At 56.0% G+C, this 21,592-nt stretch carries 28 protein-coding genes; 11 read left to right on the top strand and 17 right to left on the bottom strand.

Annotated features, from left to right (window positions below; genetic code table 11):
* Nucleotides 1–71: 71 nt before the first annotated feature.
* Nucleotides 72–758 (top strand): tRNA (5-methylaminomethyl-2-thiouridine)(34)-methyltransferase MnmD, encoded by a 687-nt coding sequence (mnmD, locus tag JYB84_RS15395; protein WP_207320895.1) that lies wholly within the window; start codon nt 72–74, stop codon nt 756–758.
* 78 nt (nt 759–836) lie between these two features.
* On the opposite strand, the gene JYB84_RS15390 is transcribed toward mnmD, so the two are convergent.
* The 3 genes from JYB84_RS15390 to JYB84_RS15380 all read right to left on the bottom strand — a co-directional run bounded on the left by JYB84_RS15390 (nt 837) and on the right by JYB84_RS15380 (nt 2,881).
* Complete coding sequence (locus tag JYB84_RS15390; RefSeq protein ID WP_207320894.1) at nt 837–1,943, bottom strand: DUF6136 family protein; 1,107 nt, start codon at nt 1,941–1,943, stop codon at nt 837–839.
* Nucleotides 1,940–2,533 (bottom strand): ABC transporter ATP-binding protein, encoded by a 594-nt coding sequence (locus JYB84_RS15385; RefSeq protein WP_207320893.1) that lies wholly within the window; start codon nt 2,531–2,533, stop codon nt 1,940–1,942. Before JYB84_RS15385 ends, JYB84_RS15390 begins: the two co-directional genes overlap by 4 nt.
* Nucleotides 2,534–2,644: 111 nt before the next feature.
* A complete protein-coding gene (locus JYB84_RS15380; RefSeq protein ID WP_207320892.1) occupies nt 2,645–2,881 on the bottom strand; it encodes a transposase in 237 nt (78 codons plus the stop codon).
* Between the two features lie 382 nt (nt 2,882–3,263).
* Here JYB84_RS15380 and JYB84_RS15375 point away from each other — a divergent pair, with 382 nt between their 5' ends.
* Nucleotides 3,264–3,923, top strand: coding sequence for an OmpA family protein (locus JYB84_RS15375; protein ID WP_207320891.1), 660 nt, complete (start codon nt 3,264–3,266; stop codon nt 3,921–3,923).
* 182 nt (nt 3,924–4,105) lie between these two features.
* Nucleotides 4,106–4,483 carry a hypothetical protein gene (locus tag JYB84_RS15370; protein ID WP_207320890.1) on the top strand — a complete coding sequence of 126 codons (378 nt, stop codon included), beginning with the start codon at nt 4,106–4,108 and terminating at the stop codon, nt 4,481–4,483.
* An 8-nt stretch (nt 4,484–4,491) separates the two neighbouring features.
* Here the strand turns inward: JYB84_RS15370 and mgtE are convergent, their stop codons facing one another.
* The 12 genes from mgtE to JYB84_RS15310 form a co-directional block, all read right to left on the bottom strand.
* Entirely contained in the window at nt 4,492–5,856 is a 1,365-nt protein-coding gene (gene mgtE, locus JYB84_RS15365; protein ID WP_207320889.1) for a magnesium transporter, read from the bottom strand.
* Nucleotides 5,857–5,955: 99 nt separating this feature from the next.
* Nucleotides 5,956–6,231 carry an HPr family phosphocarrier protein gene (locus JYB84_RS15360; protein ID WP_207320888.1) on the bottom strand — a complete coding sequence of 92 codons (276 nt, stop codon included), beginning with the start codon at nt 6,229–6,231 and terminating at the stop codon, nt 5,956–5,958.
* Nucleotides 6,218–7,072, bottom strand: a complete 855-nt coding sequence (gene rapZ / locus JYB84_RS15355; RefSeq protein WP_207320887.1) for an RNase adapter RapZ — start codon at nt 7,070–7,072, stop codon at nt 6,218–6,220. The genes JYB84_RS15360 and rapZ overlap by 14 nt, the downstream gene beginning before the upstream one ends.
* Nucleotides 7,069–7,512, bottom strand: a complete 444-nt coding sequence (gene ptsN / locus JYB84_RS15350; protein WP_207320886.1) for a PTS IIA-like nitrogen regulatory protein PtsN — start codon at nt 7,510–7,512, stop codon at nt 7,069–7,071. Before ptsN ends, rapZ begins: the two co-directional genes overlap by 4 nt.
* 3 nt (nt 7,513–7,515) lie before the next feature.
* Complete coding sequence (gene hpf / locus JYB84_RS15345; protein WP_207320885.1) at nt 7,516–7,803, bottom strand: ribosome hibernation promoting factor; 288 nt, start codon at nt 7,801–7,803, stop codon at nt 7,516–7,518.
* Nucleotides 7,804–7,832: 29 nt separating this feature from the next.
* Entirely contained in the window at nt 7,833–9,314 is a 1,482-nt protein-coding gene (locus JYB84_RS15340) for an RNA polymerase factor sigma-54 (protein ID WP_207320884.1), read from the bottom strand.
* Nucleotides 9,315–9,427: 113 nt separating this feature from the next.
* Entirely contained in the window at nt 9,428–10,159 is a 732-nt protein-coding gene (lptB, locus tag JYB84_RS15335) for an LPS export ABC transporter ATP-binding protein (RefSeq protein ID WP_207320883.1), read from the bottom strand.
* The gene (gene lptA, locus JYB84_RS15330) at nt 10,156–10,710 is read right to left on the bottom strand and encodes a lipopolysaccharide transport periplasmic protein LptA (protein ID WP_207320882.1); all 555 of its coding nucleotides are present in this window, start codon (nt 10,708–10,710) and stop codon (nt 10,156–10,158) included. The genes lptB and lptA overlap by 4 nt, the downstream gene beginning before the upstream one ends.
* On the bottom strand, nt 10,697–11,257 hold the full coding sequence (lptC, locus tag JYB84_RS15325; RefSeq protein WP_207320881.1) for an LPS export ABC transporter periplasmic protein LptC: 561 nt from the start codon (nt 11,255–11,257) through the stop codon (nt 10,697–10,699). Before lptC ends, lptA begins: the two co-directional genes overlap by 14 nt.
* Nucleotides 11,254–11,802: a 3-deoxy-manno-octulosonate-8-phosphatase KdsC gene (gene kdsC, locus JYB84_RS15320; RefSeq protein ID WP_407696002.1), complete on the bottom strand. Its 549-nt coding sequence runs from the start codon at nt 11,800–11,802 to the stop codon at nt 11,254–11,256. The genes lptC and kdsC overlap by 4 nt, the downstream gene beginning before the upstream one ends.
* Complete coding sequence (locus JYB84_RS15315; RefSeq protein ID WP_207320880.1) at nt 11,802–12,779, bottom strand: KpsF/GutQ family sugar-phosphate isomerase; 978 nt, start codon at nt 12,777–12,779, stop codon at nt 11,802–11,804. Before JYB84_RS15315 ends, kdsC begins: the two co-directional genes overlap by 1 nt.
* Before the next feature lie 28 nt (nt 12,780–12,807).
* On the bottom strand, nt 12,808–13,773 hold the full coding sequence (locus tag JYB84_RS15310; RefSeq protein WP_207320879.1) for a calcium/sodium antiporter: 966 nt from the start codon (nt 13,771–13,773) through the stop codon (nt 12,808–12,810).
* 183 nt (nt 13,774–13,956) lie between these two features.
* Here JYB84_RS15310 and mlaF point away from each other — a divergent pair, with 183 nt between their 5' ends.
* The 8 genes from mlaF to JYB84_RS15270 all read left to right on the top strand — a co-directional run bounded on the left by mlaF (nt 13,957) and on the right by JYB84_RS15270 (nt 18,806).
* Nucleotides 13,957–14,766 carry a phospholipid ABC transporter ATP-binding protein MlaF gene (gene mlaF, locus JYB84_RS15305; RefSeq protein WP_207320878.1) on the top strand — a complete coding sequence of 270 codons (810 nt, stop codon included), beginning with the start codon at nt 13,957–13,959 and terminating at the stop codon, nt 14,764–14,766.
* Nucleotides 14,756–15,535, top strand: coding sequence for a lipid asymmetry maintenance ABC transporter permease subunit MlaE (gene mlaE, locus JYB84_RS15300; RefSeq protein ID WP_407696001.1), 780 nt, complete (start codon nt 14,756–14,758; stop codon nt 15,533–15,535). The genes mlaF and mlaE overlap by 11 nt, the downstream gene beginning before the upstream one ends.
* A gap of 40 nt (nt 15,536–15,575) precedes the next feature.
* Nucleotides 15,576–16,049 (top strand): outer membrane lipid asymmetry maintenance protein MlaD, encoded by a 474-nt coding sequence (gene mlaD / locus JYB84_RS15295; protein WP_207320877.1) that lies wholly within the window; start codon nt 15,576–15,578, stop codon nt 16,047–16,049.
* An 11-nt stretch (nt 16,050–16,060) separates the two neighbouring features.
* Nucleotides 16,061–16,708, top strand: a complete 648-nt coding sequence (locus JYB84_RS15290; protein ID WP_207320876.1) for an MlaC/ttg2D family ABC transporter substrate-binding protein — start codon at nt 16,061–16,063, stop codon at nt 16,706–16,708.
* Complete coding sequence (locus tag JYB84_RS15285; protein ID WP_207320875.1) at nt 16,705–17,001, top strand: STAS domain-containing protein; 297 nt, start codon at nt 16,705–16,707, stop codon at nt 16,999–17,001. The genes JYB84_RS15290 and JYB84_RS15285 overlap by 4 nt, the downstream gene beginning before the upstream one ends.
* Nucleotides 17,002–17,015: 14 nt before the next feature.
* Nucleotides 17,016–17,267 carry a BolA family protein gene (locus JYB84_RS15280; protein ID WP_207323259.1) on the top strand — a complete coding sequence of 84 codons (252 nt, stop codon included), beginning with the start codon at nt 17,016–17,018 and terminating at the stop codon, nt 17,265–17,267.
* Nucleotides 17,268–17,277: 10 nt separating this feature from the next.
* Nucleotides 17,278–18,534 (top strand): UDP-N-acetylglucosamine 1-carboxyvinyltransferase, encoded by a 1,257-nt coding sequence (murA, locus tag JYB84_RS15275; protein WP_207320874.1) that lies wholly within the window; start codon nt 17,278–17,280, stop codon nt 18,532–18,534.
* Nucleotides 18,535–18,632: 98 nt separating this feature from the next.
* Nucleotides 18,633–18,806, top strand: a complete 174-nt coding sequence (locus JYB84_RS15270) for a hypothetical protein (RefSeq protein ID WP_207320873.1) — start codon at nt 18,633–18,635, stop codon at nt 18,804–18,806.
* Between the two features lie 78 nt (nt 18,807–18,884).
* Here JYB84_RS15270 and degS read toward each other — a convergent pair whose 3' ends face one another.
* Together degS and degQ are read right to left on the bottom strand one after the other, a co-directional pair.
* Complete coding sequence (degS, locus tag JYB84_RS15265; protein WP_207323258.1) at nt 18,885–19,961, bottom strand: outer membrane-stress sensor serine endopeptidase DegS; 1,077 nt, start codon at nt 19,959–19,961, stop codon at nt 18,885–18,887.
* A gap of 80 nt (nt 19,962–20,041) precedes the next feature.
* Nucleotides 20,042–21,391, bottom strand: coding sequence for a Do family serine endopeptidase DegQ (degQ, locus tag JYB84_RS15260; RefSeq protein ID WP_207320872.1), 1,350 nt, complete (start codon nt 21,389–21,391; stop codon nt 20,042–20,044).
* Nucleotides 21,392–21,592: the final 201 nt, after the last annotated feature.

Below are 21,592 nucleotides of genomic sequence, written 5' to 3'. Positions count from 1 at the left end.
GCCTTGAGCCATCTGGATCGGTATCAGGCCCATTGGGTAAAATGCGCCTTTTTGGCAAGCAGGAAGATGGCATGACCGACATTCGCCTTGAAGTCACGGCCGATGGCTCTCACACTCTGGTCAACACGGCGCTGGAAGAGAGCTATCACGCCTTTAACGGTGCCCTGACCGAATCCCTTTATGTCTATATCGACTCGGGTCTCTGCGCCCTGGCCGAACATACTCAGGAAGTTCGCATTCTCGAGGTGGGGTTCGGCACCGGGCTGAACGTGTTGCTGACCCTGCAAAAGGCCCGCGAGCTGGGGCTCAGGGTGCACTACACCAGCCTGGAGCCTTATCCTGTGGCGGAAGCGCTGCTAGCCCACCTCAATTATCCGGCGCAGTTGGCCTCCCTGTATCCGGCGGCGCCGCTGGCGGACGATTTTGCCGCCATTCACCAAGCCCCCTGGGATGCGCCGGTGAAGCTGAACGGGGATTTTGTGCTGCACAAGCGCAACCTGGGGCTTGAATCTCTGCCCGTGGCCGCTGCCGCTGCCAATCTGATCTATTTCGATGGTTTTGCCCCCTCAAAGCAGCCGGAGCTTTGGGGGGCGGACAATTGTCGCAAATGTTTTGCGCTGCTGGACGTACCGGGCCTGTTGGTGACCTATTGCGCCAATGGCCAGTTCAAGCGGGATCTCAGGGCGGCGGGCTTTCGGGTCCAGCCCCACCCCGGCGCTTTGGGGCGCCGGGAAATGACCCGCGCCTGGAAGGACTGACGCCAGGGCTCGCAAGCAGCATATGCTTCAGCCTTACGATCAGGCCAAAAGGCTCTCTCAAAAGACCAGGCCAAAAGATTAAGCCCAATGGCTCAGCAGAAAACACCCCAGCAGCAACAGGGTAAGGCAGACAAAGGATCCCAGGCTGAAGCGCTGCGGCCAACGGGCCGCCAGGCATTGCAGGCCCAGGGTCAGGGCCAGTAGCAGCAGGGCATTTTTCCAATCGGGCAGCGCAGGCAAGCACAGGGGCAACATCAGCGCCGTTTGGGCCAACAGCAAGCCCTTGGCCTGGCGCGGCTTGGGCAGGCTCGCCAGCCACAGCTTGAGCGCGGCAAGCTCACGATTGAGCACGAATTGCCAGGAGGCCGCTATGCAGGCCAATAACCAGATGAGCATTAGCTGGCCATAGGGTTGCAACTCGCTGGGCAGGGATGCGATGGGCGCCAGGCGCGCCAGCCCCAGACACAAAAGGGCCCGCAGCAGCAAGCCGCGGCCTTTGTGCAGCAGCAGCGACGCGCTGAGCGCCAGGGCTGGAGGGAGCTTGAATGTTTGCCATCGACCCTTGGGCTGTTTGGTATGCAGTTTTCCGGCCGCCGTTGCCATTCGGGGCAGGATTGTGAGAAACGCCAGCAGAGCAACTTGCCCGCTCGTGGACATCAGCCAGGAAGGCGGCAGGGTCAGCAGCGGCAGCGGCAGGAGCAATAACCAGGGCAGGCAATGGCGTCTGTGCAGCAGCAGGCGACTCAGTTGCGCCAGATTGGCCAACAGCAGAAACTGCGCCGCCAGTTCGGGCCAGCGGCCAGGCGGAATCGACAGCAGGATCAGCGCCGGCAACAGCCATAGCGGGCTCAGCAGCGCCAGCAGCAATTCCAGCCCTTGGTGCCAGCTGTGGTGGGATCGGGATTGGACCAATAGCAACTGAAATTCACTGGCCTTGAGCAGCGGCGCCATGGTCCAGATCCCCAGCCCCTGCAGCAACAATATCGCTTGCCAAATCTGCAGGCGTTCAGCTGCAGCCAGTTTGGGATCCAGCAATATGCCAAAGGCGTAAATGAGCGCAAACAGGGCGGCGGGTAAGGCACTGCCGAGCAGGGGCAGGGTCAAAAGACCGCTCTGGCGCAGGGCACTGAGCTGGACCTTAAGTTGCTCCGCCAGCAGCAATAATCTCAGTTGCAGATAACTCATGGGGGGCTCAGCCTCAAGCTCGGCTCGAAGCCGCGTTCGATGAATTCTTCAGCTTCATGGCTGGTGGCAATGATCTGCCCCGGATAGTCGTCCAGCAGCTGCCAGAATACCTCCCTACTTGTCTGGTCCATGGCGCTGTTGGCCTCGTCGAGCAACAAGAGTTCGCTGGGGCGTGCCAGGGCCATCAGGAGCTGCAGCTTCTGCAGATTGCCGCTGGACAGATGGCTGATGCTTTGCCCCAGGTGGATCTCCAGGCCGAGACGCTGGGCCAGCGTCGCCATGGGCTCGGGCGCCAGCTGCCATTGTCCTCGCCAGTACTCCAGTAGAGCGCGGGCACTCATGAATCCCGGCAGTGTGACCAGTGCCGAGCACAGACTGGCCCGATTGGGGGCTTGCGGCAGGGGCTTTCCCTGCCACAGCAACTGACCGGCATCGGGGCGGTAAAGCCCGGCGATCAGGGCCAGCAGGCTGGATTTCCCTATACCGTTGGGCCCCAGCAACAGGCATCTTGGCGCCTCGAAGCTATGGTTGAGACCAAGGAAGAGTTGCCTCTGGCCCAGCTGGAAATGCAAATCAGAAATGGTAAGCATGTTAGGTATAACTGCGGTGACATGAGCTGTTAGGCGGGCAGTAAATCGAAAAGTTCCCTGTAATTCAACGGGATTAAGGCCCCGAAACGGGGCCCTATATGAACAAACCCGTCACGCCGGACGGACGTCCAGTTCCTGACTGAGGGCGCGGATCCGCCGCTGCAGCAGGGCAATTTCACTGTGCAGAGCCTGTTCTCTTTGCCAGGGCTGCTGCTCGCTCTGGCGCACCCATTGGTAAAGGGTTTTGCTGGAAATGCCATATTCCTTGGCCACATCCGACAGCAGGCGACCCCGGGCCTTGACCTCGGCTATCAGCAGGAGTTTGAGATTATCCTGATCGAGATTCATGTCTCAGCCCTCCCTTATGGCATCCAGTACCGGATCCAGCTCCCATTGGCTGCATCCCACCCGGCTGAGATAGAGCCACTCGCAATGGCACAGGGTTATCAGTCGTTGCAGTTGATTCATGGGTCACTCCTTGGTTGCTAACTTCGCCGCAGTCAGCCATGACAAAAGCGTGCCAGATTAGAGCTTTTATTTTTATTGAATAATATCAATATGATATTAGTGCTGTGTGAATGGTGGCTTGTCAGGGCTGAGATCCTCATGGTGCACAATGCCCCGATTTAGTGCCTGGACAGCTGTTTACTCCCTCGCCGCTTGCCATTTCTGCCATTGCCAGATTGCCTCAGGTCACTATACTGGCGGAAACACTAATATGAGGTGAAGCATGAAAATTAAAGCTATTTGCGCTGCGCTGGCGCTGAGCGTCGGCGTTTCCGCCTGTACCACGGTCAATCCCTATACCAATGAAGAACAAACTTCCAAGGCCACCAGTGGCGCCATCATAGGTGCCATCGCCGGTGCTGCAGTGGGTGTGGCATCTTCCAGCAAGAAAGATCGCGGCAAGGGTGCCCTGATAGGCGCAGCCTCCGGCGCCGCAGTGGGTGGTGGTATCGGTTATTACATGGATGTGCAGGAAGCCAAACTGCGTGAACAGCTCAAGTCCACCGGTGTCAGCGTGACCCGTGAAGGCGATAACATAGTGCTGAACATGCCCAATGAAGTGACCTTCGAAGTCAACAAAACCGAACTGAACCCGGGCGCCAAGCGGGTGTTGGATTCAGTGGTGCTGGTGGCCAAGGAGTACGACAAGACCCTGCTCAATGTGGAAGGTCATACCGACAGCAGCGGCAGCGACAGTTACAACCTGCGTCTGTCCCAGGTGCGCGCCAGTGAAGTGGGCAATTACCTGTTGGCCAAGGGCCTGCCCGCCAAACGTGTTGCGACCGAGGGTAAAGGCGAGATGGAACCCATAGCATCCAACGCCGATGCCGCCGGACGGGCCCAGAACCGCCGGGTGGAAATCATTCTCTCGCCACTGCAATAAGCGCCGGACGGGCCCAGGGCCCGCAAGCGAATCCAAGGCGCTGCCATCCGGCGGCGCTGTTTTTTCCCCGTCAACAATCCTTGGCACAATTTCGTCCTGTTTATCAGTCGGATAAAGCTTGCCTGAAGTTCAGATTCATTTTTTAATGGAACGACCTGCTGTAAAAATCAAATGAGGGTGGCATGAGTGATCCCAAAGGCCTGCCTATTGCCGTCGAGTGCCTCGGTGATGAGGTGTACCTGCAATCACTGCATTATGATCTGGATGGCCTGTCCCTGTGCCTGAAGGTGGAAAATCGCCTGGTGGAAGTCTGCTTTCACTCCATTCAGGGACTGCGGATGCTTAACGAAGGCGACCTGTTGGAGTTTTGGGCCGAGTTCAGCCTGTCAAATGGCTGGCTGTATCAGCTGTCGGACGGCGGTTGGTTTGCGCTCGAGTCCAACCGCGGCGGCTTTATGGCCAGCGGTGGCAAGGCGCTCAATGAATTTCTGATTGTGACCCGCAAGGAATGTGTTTCCGTGCTGTCTGCCGAGTCCATGCCCTCGGTGCGCTGGGGCTGATTGCTTAATCAGTGCAGTAGGAACAGGGTCGCCAGTCCCAGAAAGGCAAACAGGCCGATGACGTCGGTCACTGTGGTCAACAGCATGCCGCCGGCCAGTGCCGGATCCACCTTGAGCTTCTTCAGTAGCAAGGGAATGGCGGCCCCCGCCAGACCGGCAACCGTCATATTGATTAACATGGCGCCGCCAATCAGGGCCCCCAGCTGCCATTCGCCCTTCCAGACCCAGATGGCCAAGCACACCAGGCTTGACCACAGCAAACCGTTGAGAAATCCAATGGCCAGTTCCTTGCCTAGCAGCCAGCGGGAGTTGCTCTGGCCTATGTGGCCCAGGGCGATACCGCGGATCACCAGCGCCAGGGTTTGATTGCCGGCCACACCACCCATGCTTGGCACTATGGTCATCAGAATGGCTATGGTGGCAAATTGCTCCAGGGTGTTTTCAAACAGGTTGCTGACCGAGGCCGCCAGCAGGGCCGCGAACAGGTTGATGGTCAGCCACATGGAGCGGCGCAGGGTGCTTCTAAGTACGGGGCCGAAGGTATCTTCGTCCTCGTCCATACCGGCCATGCCCATCATGGTGTGATCGGCATCTTCGCGGATCACGTCCACCACATCATCAATGGTGATCCGCCCCAGCAGGCGGCCGTCCTGATCTATGACCGGCGCCGATAGCCAGTCGTGGCGTTCAAACAGCTGCGCCACCTCGGAATCGGTCATGGTGACGGGAATCGCCTCCAGATCCGCATCCATCAGTTCCCGTACCGGGGTGCTGGGATCCCGGGTCAGCAGGGTGGCGATATTGACGCCGCCGAGCAGTATGTCGCGCCTGTCGACCACATACAGGGTATCTGTGGCCTCCGGCAGGCTGCCGCGCTGCCTCAGGTAGCGCAGGATCACGTCCAGATTCACATCGGGTCTGATGGTGACAGTGTCGGTGTTCATCAGGCCGCCGGCGCTCTCTTCCGGATAGGCCAGGGCCTGCTCGGCCCGGCTGCGATCCTGGCTGCCCATGGATTGCAGCACTTGCTTGTAGAGGCTATCCGGTAGGCTGCGCAGTATGTAGGCCAGATCGTCGGTATCCAGACCGGCGGCGGCCCGGGCCAGGCGTTCGGGGCTCATTTGGCGGATCAGCTGATCTTTCAGCTCTTCCCCCAATTCTTCCAACACTTCGCCGGTTTGTTCCTGATCTATCAGTTGCCACAATATCTGGCGGGTGCGCGGCGGCGAGGATTCCAGTACCAGGGCTATGTCGGAGGCGGCCATATTGAGCAACATCTGCCGCACATGGACAAACATACCGCTGCCCAGTGCCTGGTTGAGCTGGCTGAGCCTGAGTTCCGTTTGTTCATTGTCCAGCAGTTCTACCGCCATGGCATCTTCCCCCAAGAATAGAAGGGCTTATGGTAACAAATTTATTGATACAGCAGGAGGGGAAGCGTTGCGGTCTAATGCCGCAGTGAGTGAGCTGACTCAGCAGTCTTCGTCGAAGCGGGCCTTGACCAGGTTGCACAGGGCGTCCATGGCCTGCTCGGCATCATCACCTTCGGCCACTATGCGCATGGTTTTGCCCATGCCGGATTCCAGCATCAGCAGTCCCAACACACTGGACGCCGGTGCCTGTTTGTCGCCTTGGATCAGGGTCACGCTGGCCTTGAATTCGGAGGCCAGTATCGCCATTTTGGTGGCGGCGCGGGCGTGCAGGCCCAGTTTATTGACTATGGTGATATCACGTTCAAGTCTTGGCAAGATTAAGCTCCCTGTGGCGTGCCTCGACCTTGTGTTTGGTGTTGCTGAAGCGTTTGGCCAATTGTTCTGCGACATATACCGAGCGGTGCTGACCGCCGGTACAGCCTATGGCTATGGTGAGGTAACTGCGGTTGTTGCGCTCCAGATGGGGCAACCAGGTTTCCAGCAGGTTCTCTATCTGCCAGATAAATTTGTTCACCAGTACCTGGCGTTCCAAGAACTGTTGTACCGGCTCATCGAGGCCTGTCAGGGGTCTCAGCTGTGGCTCCCAATGGGGGTTGGGCAGAAACCGGGCATCGAACATAAAGTCGGCTTCCGCCGGCATACCGTGTTTGAAGCCAAAGGACTCAAAAATGATCACCAGCTCCTTCTCGCTGCGGCCGAGGAGGATTTCACGCACCTGGTCACTGAGTTCATAGACATTGAGTTTGGAGGTGTCTATGTAGTGATCCATCAATTGTGACAGGGGTTCAAGCAGCTTGCCCTCGAGTTTGATGGCATCCGCCAGGGACATCTTGCTTTTGGACAGGGGGTGCAGTCTGCGGGTTTCGCTGTAGCGCTTGAGCAGCACCTTGTCGCTGGCATTGAGAAACAGGCTGATCAGCTCCGTGCCTGCAGGCAGGGCGGCCAACTGTTGTTCCAACACCTTGTGCTGTTCCGGCAGGTTGCGGACATCGACGCTGATGGCCACCAGTTCATTGCTGCTTTTCAGTTGCGCCAGCAAGGGCCCAATCAGTGGCAGTGGCAGGTTGTCGACGCAGTAATAGCCCAGGTCTTCCAAGACCCTCAGGGCAACGGTTTTGCCCGAGCCCGATCGACCTGAGACTATGACCAGTTTCATCCGGTGATCACCTGATAGAGTTCAGCGTCATCCTGGCTTTTGCGCAGTTGCTTGAGGATTTGCTTGTCGTTGAGCTTTTCTGCCATGGCGGCGAGTGTGCTCAGGTGCTGCTGGCATTGGTCCGATGGCACCAGTAGGGCAAACAGTATGTCAACCGGCTGTTTGTCTATGGCGTCAAAACTGATGGCCTCTTCACATTTGACCAGCACGGCGATCGGGGTCTCTATGCTGTTCAAGCGGCCATGGGGGATGGCAATACCATTGCCTATGCCTGTGCTTCCCATTTTTTCTCGGGCCAATAGGCTTTCGAAGATCTCTTGAGAAGAGAGGGTGGGGTACTGGGCGCTGGCGATATCGCTGATCAGTTCCAGTACCTTTTTCTTACTGCCCGGAGTGGCACAGGTGGTGCACTCCGGCCTCAGGATGGTACTCAGTTCCATCTTTTAGTGCTTAGTCAGTTTCTCTTTGTGTTTGATGACCTGACGATCCAATTTATCAATCAGAGCGTCGATGGCGGCGTACATGTCTTCATGCTCAGACGTGGCAAACACTTCACCACCATTGAGGTGCAGCTTGGCTTCTGCAATCTGCTGCATTTTTTGAACATTGAGCACAACGTGCACATTATTGATCTGTTCGAAGTGGCGTTCAAGCTTGGTAAATTTGCTCTCTACATAGTTACGCAGTGAATCTGTAATTTCGATATGGTGCCCAGTCAGATTGATTTGCATAGACACTTTCCTCCAGTTTTTACAGTGAGTTATAAGCTTTTACGCTGGTTTGACGGCGGGATCAGCATTGCTTCACGGTACTTTGCAATGGTACGTCTAGCAACGTTGATTCCCTGTTCCGCCAGAAGTTCCGCCATTTTGCTGTCGCTCAATGGTTTCTTCTGATTTTCTGCAGCCACCAGTTTCTTGATAAAGGCGCGGATGGCCGTAGACGAGCATTCTCCACCGTCTTCCGTACTGACATGGCTGGAGAAGAAATACTTCAATTCGAAAATACCCCGCGGGGTATGCATGTACTTTTGGGTGGTCACCCTGGAAATGGTGGACTCATGCATTTCCACCGCTTCGGCTATGTCGTTCAGCACCATGGGCTTCATGGCTTCTTCACCGTACTCAAAGAAACCTTGCTGGAACTGCACTATGCAATTGGCCACCTTGAGCAGGGTGTCGTTGCGGCTCTCCAGGCTCTTGATAAACCACTTGGCTTCCTGCAAATGGCCACGGATAAACTGGCTGTCAGCCTGACTGCGACTGGTGCGGGCCATGGCGGCGTAATGCTGATTGACGTTGAGCTTGGGCATGCAATCGGGATTGAGTTCCACCACCCAGCGGCCATTTTTCTTGCTCACAGAGACGTCGGGGATAACGTACTCGTCCTTGCCGGACGTGACCTGTTCACCCGGACGGGGATTGAGGCTCTGGATCAGCACTATGGCTTCACGCAGCTCATCTTCCTTCAGACGGGTTTTGCGCATCAGGGTGCGGAAGTCCCTGGCGGCAATCAGATCCAGATGGTCGCGGATCAGCAGTTTGGCGTTTTCCAGGTGTGGCGTATCGGCGGCAAAGTGGGCCAGCTGGATCAGCAGGCATTCACTGAGGTCCCTTGCGGCCACCCCTATGGGGTCGAAGTGCTGGATGCGCTTGAGCACGGCTTCCACTTCGTCCAGCTCCACTTCATCGTCGCCCATGGCTTCGAGTATGTCTTCCGTGGTCTGGGTCAGGTAACCGCGTTCATCTATGGCGTCTATGATGGCGGTGGCTATGGCCATGTCGGTGTCTGAGAAAGGGGTGAGGTTCTTTTGCCATTCCAGGTGTTCATAAAGCCCGTCGCTGGTCTCTCCCTGGAAGGGCATATCATCATCGCGCATCATGGAGCCGCTGCCGGAAGCAGGGGCGGCGGTGAACACTTCGTCCCAGGTGGTATCCATGGGCAATTCATCGGGCATGGACTGCTGGGTCAGGGCGTCGGAGGTTTCCAGGGTGGAGCTGTCATCGTTACTGCTGGCCGTGACGGGCTCGGAGAAGTCGTCCTGCTCCCTGTGATCTGAATCGCTGCGCTCCTGGCTGTCGAATTGGTCATCGTCCAGCTCCAACAAAGGGTTGGAATCCAGCGCTTGTTGAATTTCCTGTTGCAGTTCAAGTGAAGAAAGTTGCAACAGCCTGATGGCCTGTTGCAATTGCGGCGTCATGGTCAGTTGTTGGCCCAGCTTGAGCTGGAGTGACGCTTTCATCTACTGCGGATCCTTGACTGTTATTGTTATCAGAAAGCTGTTTTCTATCAGTTTTGTGAACTGCTGGCCAGTTGCACTCTTCCTTAATGAGATAGAGATCAGGCTAAATTTAACTATAGCCTGAATTGCTCACCCAAGTACACCGCCCGCACCTGCTGATTGTCCAGAATCTCGGCAGGGGTGCCTTCGGCGATGAGGTTGCCATGGCTGACTATGTAGGCTTTTTCACAGACATCAAGGGTTTCTCTGACGTTGTGATCCGTGATTAATATGCCGAGGCCGCGACTCTTGAGCTGCTCAATTATTTTCTTGATGTCTATGACCGAAATGGGGTCGACACCGGCGAAGGGTTCATCGAGCAGAATAAAGCGCGGATTGGCGGCCAGAGCACGGGCGATTTCGACCCGGCGCCGCTCACCACCGGACAAAGACATGCCCATGTTGTCGCGGATATGGGTGATGTGGAACTCTTCCAGCAGCTGCTCCAGTTCCTCTTCACGCTGATCCTGGTCCAGATCCTTGCGGGTTTGCAGTACCGCCATGATGTTGTCGTGCACGGACAGCTTACGGAAAATGCTTGCTTCCTGGGGCAGGTAGCCTATGCCCTTGCGAGCCCTCAGATGCATGGGGTCCAGGGTCAGGTCATCTTCGTTGATATGGATGCTGCCCTTGTCACTTTTCACCAGCCCCACCACCATGTAGAAGGTGGTGGTTTTGCCGGCGCCATTGGGGCCCAGCAGACCGACCACCTGGCCGGTGCGCACGCTGAGACTGACGTCCTTGACCACGGTGCGGTTTTTGTAGCTTTTGGCCAGATTGCTGGCCTTAAGGATCAGTTCCGTCATTGGCGAACCGGCTCCTTATCCTGCTCTTGTTCTTCGGGCTTGGGAGCCAACTGTTCCTGATAGTTTTCCGGCTTGATGATGGTGATCACCCGTTCATCGCCTTTTTGGCTGCTGTCGGCCTTCAGTTGCTGCTTTTCAATGTCATAAATGATTTTGTCGGCGTTGACCTGGCTGCCATCCTGTTCAATTTTGGCATTGCCCGTGAGCGTCATGGTGCGATTGTCCATGTTGTAGCTGATCTCATTGGCACTGGCGCTGGCCTGGCGGCCGTCATCCAGGGTCTGACTGTAGGTGGCGGGCTTGCCCTTGGCCACCAATACCCTTTGTCCTGAGGCTTCATCGGTATAGGCACTGAGTTCCTGAGCGGTGATCTTCAGGCTGCCCTGGGTCAGCAGTACCGGCCCACCATAGACCACCCGCTTGTTCTTGATGTCGGCAAATTGGGTGGCGGCAGCAATTTTCAATTCCTGCAGCAGGTCGTTGTTTTTGGCTGTGGCCATGGTGCTGCACAGGCACAGTGCCAGTGCCAGCAGGGTTTTACTTGGGTTCATAGCTTCCTTTTACCTGACTGAGCAGTTTGACTTCCTGGGCATTGAGATCGGCATACAGGCCCTGGCCGGTGACATTGAATCCTTTGCCGAAGACCAAAATTGGCCTGTTCGAAGTCATTATCATAGTGTTCAAATCCAGCTCCAGATAGCTGGTGGATAGATTTTGCAGCGGTTCCTGTTGGCTGATTGCCTGGATTTGCACATCCTGTTCCAGTACCACCTTGCCGCTGTTTTTGCTGAGCTTGCCGCGACTGGCAGACAGACGCCATTGGGCCGCGCCTTCATTGGGATAGATCAGATACACGGGCTCGGTGAATTCGGTAATGTTGCTGGCCTGGAAATGCTCCATGTAGCTGGCACTCACCTTGCTGCTGACCTGGCCTTTGTCATTGTACTCGACACTGCGCAGTTCGGTGGCGACAAAGTCCGGCAGCAGCTGGGATGAGGTTTGCTTGCCTTCGCCCGCATTCTGTTTCGACTGCACTTGCCAGTAGAGCAGCAGCGCGGTGCCGAAGAAGGCGATGATGGCCAGGGTCACCCGGTTCATACGCTCATCCCGTGGGCGCTATCAAACTTGTCCTGAGCCATCAGCAGCAGATCGGCCAGCTCCCGCAGAGCGCCAAATCCACCACCCTGATAAGTGACCAGGTCCGCATGGCGTCTGACCCAGGGATGACCATCGGCAACACAAACCGACAGGCCAACCGCCTGCATGACGGGCAAGTCCACCATGTCATCGCCTATATAAGCTGTCTGTGCGGGGGTAACGCCGTAGAGCTTCAGCAGCTCCTCATAGGGTTCGAACTTGTTGTCCACGCCCTGATAGATGTGCTTGATGCCGAGCGCCTTCATGCGGTTCTCAACAATCTGTGACTTGCGGCCTGTGATCACCGCTACCTGGATACCTGCGCCGAGCAGGGCCTTGACCCCAAAACCGTCGCGGGTGTGGAAAGCCTTGAGTTCTTCGCCCTGGTTACCCAGGTAAATACGACCGTCGGAGAATACCCCGTCTACGTCGCAGATCAGCAGTTTTATCTGTTCGGCTTTCTGCCAGTTGGCCTCTGATACCGGGCCATAGAGTGCTTCTCTCATCAGATCACCCCTGCCTTGACCATATCCAGCATATTGAGGGCGCCTATGGGACGCTTGTCGGCATCGACCACTATCAGGCCGTTGATGTTTTTGTCTTCCATCTGTTTCAGGGCCTGGGCCGCCAGAATGTCTGCGCTGGTGGTGATGCAGTTACGGGTCATGACCTCGGCAATCCGGGTTTGTCTCAGATTAATCTGGGCGTCTATCACCCGTCTGAGATCACCGTCGGTAAAGATCCCTTCCAGACGGCCGTCTTCATCAACAATGGCGGTCATACCCAGGCCTTTTTTGGAGATTTCGTAGAGGGCCTCGGTAATACAGATATCGTGTCCCACCAAAGGCAGGCCGTCACCCTTGTGCATCACATCACTGACCTTGAGCAGTAACTTGCGCCCCAGGGCGCCGCCCGGGTGAGACAGGGCAAAGTCGTCCTTGGTAAAGCCCTTGGCCTGCAGCAGGGCCACGGCCAGTGCATCGCCCATCACCAAAGTGGCTGTGGTACTGGAGGTGGGTGCCAAGCCGAGGGGGCAGGCTTCTTCCTGCACCTTGATACAAAGGTGCAATTGCGCCAGTTTGGCCATGGTGGATTCGGGCTTGCCTGTCATGGCTATCATGGGAATGCCCTGGCGCTTGATGACAGGCATCAGGGTCAGGATTTCGCTCGATTCACCGGAATTGGAGATGGCCAGCACTATGTCATTGCTGCTCAGTACACCCAGATCGCCATGGCTGGCTTCACCGGGGTGCACGAAAAATGCCGGTGTACCCGTACTGGCCAGGGTGGCGGATATCTTGTTGCCAATGTGCCCGGATTTCCCCATGCCCATGACTATCACCTTACCGGTGCATTGCAGTATCAGTTCGCAGGCGTCGGCAAACTCATCGCTGTCGACGAACTGGTACAGGTTGTCCAGCGCCGCTTTTTCTATATCGATGACTTTTCTGCCCCATTGGCGCAGCTGCTTTCTGTCTAGCATAAAACTCTCTCTCGTTATTGCCTGGTGCCTATGCGTGGCTTTGGAACAACAGGTATTGGTAGGCGCCAAAGAGCAGCAGTAGAACGACGCCATGCCAGCGTTGCAACTGACGCTTGCGACCCGTGGTCAATACCAGCAGTGCCAGGGCTGCGCTGGTGGCCAGTACCATGTAAAAGTCACGTCCGGCAGCCTGGGCGTCAATGGCGCCGGGCGCTATCAAGCCCGGTAACGCCAGCACTGCCAGAATATTGAATATGTTGGAACCGACGATATTGCCTATGGCGAGATCGTCTTCCTTTTTCAGCACCCCGGCAACGCAGGCCGCCAGTTCCGGCAGACTGGTGCCAACGGCGATGATGGTGAGGCCAATGACCAGATCAGACAGTCCGAATATCCGGGCAATACCAACGGCGCCTTCCACCATCCAGTTGGCAGCCAGTGGCAGCAGCACTATACCCACAACCAGCCACATCAGCGCCTTGGGTGTAGGCACATCCTTGGGGATCTCACTGTCGGCTTCATCGGCCAAAGGATCCTGCTCCTTGCTGGTCAAGGCGTGCCAGATGAGGTAAGCCATCAGGGCCAGGAAAACCGCCAGCAGCATCATTCCTTCACTGCGGCTCAAAATCTTGTCATGGAGAAAGACGCCTGCGAGCACTGTGCCGCCCAGCATCATGGGAATTTCCCGTTTGAGAGTCTGGGAACTGACACCTATGGCACCCAGCAAGGCCGTCAGGCCCAGGATCAGGGTGATATTGGCGATGTTGGAGCCCAGTACGTTACCAATGGCCGTGTCCATCATACCTTCCATGGAGGCGGTGGCGGCGACAAACATCTCAGGCGCAGAGGTTCCCATACCCACAATGGTTATACCAATAAGAATGGGCGGGAGCCCTAAATTACGGGCAAAAGCGGCGGCACCATAAACAAATTTATCGGCACTCCACACCAAAACGGCCAAGCCTGTAACCAACAGGAAAATATTGAATAACATTTATTCACAATAATACGGGTGATAAAGGCGCATTTTCGCTGGAAATCAGGCAAATTGAAAGTATCAGTAGGAAGTTAGTATGCAGGCGGTTGTAGCCTGCTGTGCAATTCCGTACAATTTGCCCCTCTTCAGCACAGCGCCAGGAAGGCCTATGTCACCCCATTTCAGTTACCGGAATCCACTATGAATCAAACTGCCAGTACGCTGGTCGAAATCCGTAATCTGGGATTTAGCCGCGGCGAGCGGATTATTTATGACGATATCAGTTTACGCATTCCCAGGGGCAAGGTGACGGCCATCATGGGGCCCAGTGGCATAGGTAAAACCACGCTGCTGAAACTGATAGGGGGTCAATTGACTCCGGATCAGGGCCAGGTGCTGTTTGATGGTGTCGATGTGCATCAGGCCAGCCGCAGCGAACTGTTTGAACTGCGCAAGCGCATGAGCATGCTGTTCCAAAGCGGTGCCCTGTTTACCGATATGAATGTGTTTGATAACACAGCATTTCCACTGCGGGAGCACTCGGGGCTGCCGGAATCCATCATCCGCCGCATAGTGCTGATGAAGCTGGAGGCCGTGGGACTGCGCGGTGCTGCTTTCCTGATGCCCAATGAATTGTCCGGCGGTATGCAAAGGCGGGCGGCTTTGGCCCGCGCCATAGCGCTGGAGCCGGAAATGGTGATGTACGATGAGCCCTTTGCCGGCCAGGATCCCATTTCCATGGGGGTGCTGGTTAAGCTCATCAGGGAGTTATCCGATGCCCTCAATTTGACCTCGGTAGTGGTTTCCCACGATGTGGATGAGGTGCTTGGCATTGCCGACTATGTGTATGTGATAGCCGACCGCAAAGTCATAGCTCACGGTACGCCGGCCGAGCTGAAGCAGGCGGACAATCCGCAATTGAAGCAATTTATCGGTGGTGAGCCGGACGGTCCGGTGCCGTTTCATTATCCGGCCGCGGATTATAAGAAGGAGCTACTGGGTGTTGATTGATTTAATCGCCCGCCTGGGTGCCGGAGCCATAGAACTGGTGACCGGCCTCGGTCGGGCCGGGGTTATGCTGTGGCGCTCAGTCATGCGGGTGCCAAGACCAGCCAAGGGCACGCCACTGCTGATCAAACAGCTTTACGTTGTAGGTGTGCAGTCCATGGTGATCATCCTGGTGTCCGGGTTGTTTATCGGCATGGTACTGGCATTGCAGGGCTACACGATTTTGGTGGATTTTGGCACCGAGGACAGCCTGGGCCCCATGGTGTCCCTGAGTCTGTTGCGGGAGCTGGGGCCTGTGGTAACGGCGCTGCTGTTTGCCGGTCGCGCCGGTTCGGCGCTGACGGCAGAAATTGGCCTGATGAAAACCACTGAACAGCTTTCCAGCCTGGAAATGATGGCCATAGATCCCCTGCGGCAGATAATCGCACCCAGATTCTGGGCCGGGGTGATCAGTATGCCGCTGCTGGCCTTGCTGTTCACCACTGTGGGTATTTGGGGGGGGCATTTGGTGGGCGTGGAATGGAAGGGCATCGACAGTGGCTCCTTCTGGTCCATTATGCAGGCCGCCGTTGAATGGCGGCAGGATATAGCCAACTGCCTGATTAAGAGCGTGGTCTTTGCCGTGGTAGTGACCTGGATAGCCCTGTATCGGGGTTACGAAGTGGTGCCCAATCCCGAGGGGATCAGCAAGGCCACCACCTCAACCGTGGTGCAGTCCAGCCTGGCGGTGTTGGCCCTGGATTTTTTGCTTACCGCTATCATGTTTGGTTAATGCATCCGTTGCTGAAGGATTTGCTACAAGGGTTTAAGAGATGTCGACACGTAAAATAGAGATTTGGGTTGGAACCTTCCTGCTGGCCGGTATCGCTGCTTTTTTGGTGCTGGTGTTCAAGGTCGCCAATGTGGAAGTTAAAACAAACGAGGGCACTTATACCCTCTATGCCCGATTCGCCAATGTGGGCGGCCTTAAGGTGCGTTCACCTGTGAAGGTCGGTGGCGTGGTGGTGGGTCGTGTCAGTGCCATTAACCTGGATCCTGACAAGCTGGAACCCGTTGTGACTTTGACCATGGACAAGCGTTATGCCGGCTTTCCCGAAACCAGCAGCCTGGCGATACTGACCTCGGGCTTGTTGGGGGAGCAATTCCTTGGCCTGGTTCCCGGTTTTGTTGATGATGATGTCGCCATCCTGACCGATGGCGATCGTATTGAAGACACCCGTTCTGCACTGGTACTGGAGGATCTGATAGGTCAGTTCCTGTACAGTATGGGTTCCAAGGATAAATAGGAGAGCGTGCCATGTTTAAAGTCGTACTTGGCCTGATAATGAGTCTGTGGCTGGGCCTGGCCCAGGCCGCTGAGGTCAACACCATGGACCCCTACGCCATGGTGCGTGAGGTATCCAACAATACTTTTGATCGTTTCAACCGCGATCACGATCTGATTGAGGCAAATCAGGATCACCTCAAGGTGATAGTGCGTGAAGAGCTGATGCCCTACATTGATTACAAGTATGCGTCATACAAGGTGCTGGGTCAGTATCTGAAAGAGACCACCGAAGACCAGCGCAATCGTTTCGTGGCGGCGTTCGAGGAATACCTGGTGGCAACCTATGCCCAGGCCTTCACCGAATACACCAATCAGGCGGTGGAGTTTTCCCCGACTGCCGACTTTGCCGCCGAGAAAATGGTTGAGGTCAATGTGCAGATCATTGAGAAAGGCCGTCCGCCAATCAAGCTGCTGTTCAAGGTACGTCGCTTGAAGGATGACAGCTGGAAGGCATTTGACCTGGTGGCCGAAGGCGTCAGCCTGCTGTCTTCCAAGCAATCCGAAATAGGCAATATCATCCGTCAGCAAGGCATAGAAGCCGTGATTAACATGCTTAAGGAAAAAGCCATTGCCAAAGTGACCCGCAAAGACAAAGTCGAAAAGGTGGCTGCCCAGTGATCGAGTTTATCTGTGACGGTGACAGCTGCCGGATCAGGGGACGCCTGGATAGCGCTGAGGTCAGGCGTCTGAGTGACCAAAAAGGGGACTTGCTTGCTGCAAGCACAGGTTGCCTCGATTTGAGTGAACTCGAATACAGTGACAGTGCCGGCATCGCATTTTTGCTGGAATTGTGGCAAGGTGCCGCAAGTCGTGGCCAAGCCCTGACGCTGGTCAATCCTGCGCCACAGATCAGCAAGCTGATCGCTCTGTACGATTTAGACGTCTTTTTCAATGAAAAGACCAGTAAATGAAGGTTAAGCCATCCATGGATTGCAAACAGATTGAAGAGATTTTGAAAGCCGCCCTGCAACTGGAAGAAGTGCGGGTGACCACCGACGGCAGCCATTACCAGGTTTTGGCCGTGGGTGAGTGCTTTGAAGGCATGAGCCGAATCAAACAACAACAGGCCATTTATGCCCCTCTGATGGAACAGATCACCAGCGGTGCCCTGCACGCCCTGTCAATCAAGACCTTCACGCCCACCCAGTGGAAGCGTGAAAAAGTCTTCAACATGTAAGCGAGCCGTAGTGGATAAATTAAAGATTCAGGCAAGCGGAGCGCTTGCCGGCGATGTGGTGATCTCCGGTGCCAAGAATGCGGCCTTGCCGATTCTGATGGCCGGTGTACTAGCCGAAGGTGAGTTTGTGGTAACCAACGTACCGCAGCTCAAGGATGTGGACACCAGCTGCAAGTTATTGCAATGCCTGGGTGCCAGGGTAGAGCAGCAGGATGGCACAGTGCGCATCGACTGCGCCGATATCAACCATTTTGTGGCCCCCTATGAATTGGTGAAAACCATGCGGGCCTCGATCCTGATCCTGGGCCCCCTGTTGGCGCGCTACGGCAAGGCCGACGTATCCCTGCCCGGCGGCTGCGCCATAGGTGCCCGCCCGGTTAACCTGCACTTGCAGGGGCTGGAGCAAATGGGCGCCAAAATTGAGGTCAAGGAAGGCTATATCAAGGCGCGGGTTGATGGTCGCCTCAAGGGCGCCCACATCTTTATGGATATGGTCAGCGTCGGTGCCACCGAGAACCTGCTGATGGCCGCGGCCCTGGCAGACGGCGAGACCGTGATTGAGAACGCCGCCCGTGAACCTGAAGTCATAGATCTGGCTCACTGCCTGCAGGCCATGGGAGCCAAGATTTCCGGCATAGGCACAGCCACACTGAAAATTACCGGTGTTGAAAAGCTGAGCGGCTGCCACTACCGGGTCATGCCTGACAGAATTGAGACAGGTACCTTCCTGGTGGCTGCGGCCGTGACCCGCGGCAGCATTCGTTGCCTGTCGGCGGACCCGGGCTCCATGGAGGCGGTATTGGCCAAGTTGGAAGATGCAGGCGCCGAGATAACCACAGGGCCAGACTGGATAGCACTAGATATGAAAGGTCAGAGACCCAAGGCAGTTAACATCAAAACGGCGCCTTATCCCGCCTTTCCAACCGATATGCAGGCGCAGTTCTGTGTGCTCAACAGCTTGGCAGAGGGTTCTGCCAATGTGACCGAGACCATTTTTGAAAACCGCTTTATGCACGTGCCCGAGCTGATGCGCATGGGGGCGGATATGGAGCTGGAAGGTCATACCTGCATTATTCACGGAGTTGAGCGCTTGAGCGGTGCCCAGGTGATGGCCACCGATCTGCGCGCCTCAGCCAGCCTGGTGATCGCGGGTCTGATGGCCGATGGTGTGACCATAGTGGACCGCATCTATCACCTGGATCGCGGCTATGAACACATAGAGTCCAAATTTTCCGGTCTTGGCGGTTCGGTAGAAAGGATCCGCTGATTATTTTTTGGAATATGATGCTTAAAAAACCACCTTGACCGGTGGTTTTTTTGTTATAGGATGGTTACAAATCTCGGTTGGCATTGGGAGCCATGGACATGATGAAGATTGCAAGGTGGGCGGTACCGGCACTGTTGCTGCTTGCCGCGGCGGTGAGTTATCTCGCCGGTGCAAAAATGCCATCCATGGTGCTGCTGGCCCTGGGGGTGTGTTTGGAAATGGCATTTTGGGTCCGGCTGGTGGATTTGGCCAGCCCTACGGATAAGCGCTGATAGCCTACTCAACAAACACCTCAATAAAATGCCCGGACACGCCGGGCATTTTTTCAGTATTTACCGAAGGGATGCGGGCTAATTGTACTGGCTGACCTTCTCACCAATTACCACGGGAACGGTATAGGACTCTCCCTGACGGATTATGGTCATAGTGATCTCGGTCCCGGGGGCCGTTTCGGCAATCCTGTCCATCAGCATATCCACGCCGGGTACATCTTCGCCGGCATACTGAATTATCACATCCCTTGGCATTAACTTGGCTTGGGCGGCCGGTCCCGCGGCATCAATATCGGTAATGATAACGCCACGCAGATCGGGCAGCTTGAGGATCTGAGCCATCACGGGCACCACGGGCATGCCAGAGAAACCCATGGCACCGCGGATAACCCGTCCATTTTCAATCAGCTTGCCCATGATGGAATAGGCCAACTTGATTGGAATCGCGAAGTTGATGCCATGGCCGCCACCTTCGCCACCAATCTGGTATGCGGCAGTATTGATACCCACCAGTACCCCCGCGGTATCAACCAGGGCGCCGCCCGAATTACCGGCGTTAATCGCGGCATCGGTTTGCAGGAAGTCCTGGTAGCCAGAACTCAAACCATTGCGACCTGTGGCGCTGATAATGCCCTGGGTGATGGTTTGCCCCAGGTTATAGGGGTTGCCAATGGCCAGCACCACATCCCCCACCTGGGGCAGGGAATTGAGATTGAGTGGTACCACAGGCAGGTTGTCGCCTTCAATCTTGAGCACCGACAGATCGGTTTCCGGATCCGAACCGACCACCTCACCGCTGAACCTGCGTCCATCCTGCAGCGCCACCACTATTTCATCGGCCTTTTTGATCACGTGGTAATTGGTCAGTACATAGCCCTGTTTACTCATGATCACGCCCGAGCCCAGTCCCTGCAGGGCGCCGGAATTGAGTGGCTGGCGCTGGTCTATGCTGAGACTGTAAATATTCACCACCGCGGGAGCCGCCCGGCGAACCGCCTTGGCAAAAGACAGTTCAGCGGTATTGTCATCGCGCACCCGGAACAGATTATTGGCCTGATTGCCCAGCAAGTGATTGACCAGCAGGAACACCGCAGCCATCAAGAGACCGAAGACTATGGCTTTGGTGAAATAGAGCAGTGTGTGTTTCATCATCAGGGACAGTGAACGGTAAAAAGTTGAGCTAGATTAGCATGGTTATCAAGAAGAAGCCCAGCATGGGAGCTGGGCTTCTGGGCTTAACGCAGTACCAGATACAATTGGGTTCTGCCACGGAGTATTTTCAGCGCTGCGGCACCGTCCTGCTCCTTGAGCCTTTCACGCAACTGCTTGAGATCTTTAATCGGGGAGCGATTGACGCCGACAATCAGGTCGCCTTTTTGCAGGCCACTGAGTGCTGCTGGAGAGCCCTGTTCAAGTTCGGTGATCTCCACCCCTTTATCGGCATTTTCCAGCTTGGCACCCGAGAGTTGCGGGTGTACTTCACCTGCTGCGGCCGTGGTTTGACTGGCTTCGCCCAGAGTGACTTCCACGGTTTTTTCATCACCGTCGCGGATAATACCCAGCTCCACCTTGGCACCGGCACCCAGGGTGGCCACCTTGGCCCTCAGCTCCTGGAAGGATTTAATCTTGCGGCCATTGACGCTGACTATGATATCGCCCGCCTTGATACCGGCTTTTTCGGCGGCGCTGTCGGCGAGGACTTCATTGACGAAGCCGCCGTGCTGGGTATCAAGACCAAAGCCCTGAGCCAGTTGGTTGTCGAGATCCCGTCCGGAGATCCCCAACACGCCGCGGCGCACTTCGCCGTGCTCAATTATTTGTTGCACCAGGGCATGCACCATGTTGGCGGGTATGGCAAAACCAATCCCCACGTTACCACCTCCGGGGGCCACAATGGCGGTGTTGATGCCTATCAATTCGCCGCGCAGGTTCACCAATGCTCCGCCCGAGTTACCACTGTTGATGGCGGCGTCCGTCTGGATAAAGTTTTCCAGCATCTCGATGCCGAGGCCGCTGCGCCCCAAGGCCGAGACGATTCCCGAGGTAACCGTTTGTCCCAGGCCAAAGGGATTGCCTATGGCCACTGCAAAGTCACCTACCCGCAGCTTATCTGAGTCGGCGGCCTTGATGGCGGTGAGGTTCTTGGCTTCGATTTGCAACAAGGCGATATCGGACTCGCTGTCGGTGCCAATTAACTTGGCTTCCACTTCCCGACCATCGTGTAAACCGATTTTGATCTCGTCGGCGCCATCGATCACATGGTTGTTGGTGACTATGTAGCCCTTGTCGGCATCGATAATCACCCCCGAGCCCAGGCCTCGGAAGGGCTGTTCCTGAACCTGCTCGCGGGGGGCGTTGGGACCAAAGAAATAGCGGAACACATCCGGAACTCTTTGTTTGGACACATGGGTGCCGGAAACGGCGACCGACACCACTGCCGGGGTGGTTTGCTCCAGCATGGGGGCCAAACTCGGCATGGTTTGACCTTCAAAGACTTGCGGTAAGGCTGCCTGGGATACGGCGGGTACCAGGGTCAGACTGGCACTGAGAATGGCGGCAGAAACTAGACTGAGTTTGGTTTTCATGGCTGTTAGGCTCCAAATCTGGGTATCGGATTATCTGGAATTGGCTCCAGTTTAATTCCTCCGACTCGGGGGTTGTATCAAAGTTCGTGTTGATTAACAAAGGTTAATCAATCCTTTAAGTCCAACTGCCAGCCCCGGTGTCGGAACGACACCCTGCGGTCTGGCCGCTGCTATACCTTAGCCGTGCCGGCCATGGTAACA

Source organism: Shewanella cyperi (assembly GCF_017354985.1).
In the GTDB taxonomy this organism is placed as follows: domain Bacteria; phylum Pseudomonadota; class Gammaproteobacteria; order Enterobacterales; family Shewanellaceae; genus Shewanella; species Shewanella cyperi.
The sequence above is the reverse complement of the archived record's forward strand: the minus strand, read 5'-3'. Positions and strand labels throughout refer to the sequence as shown.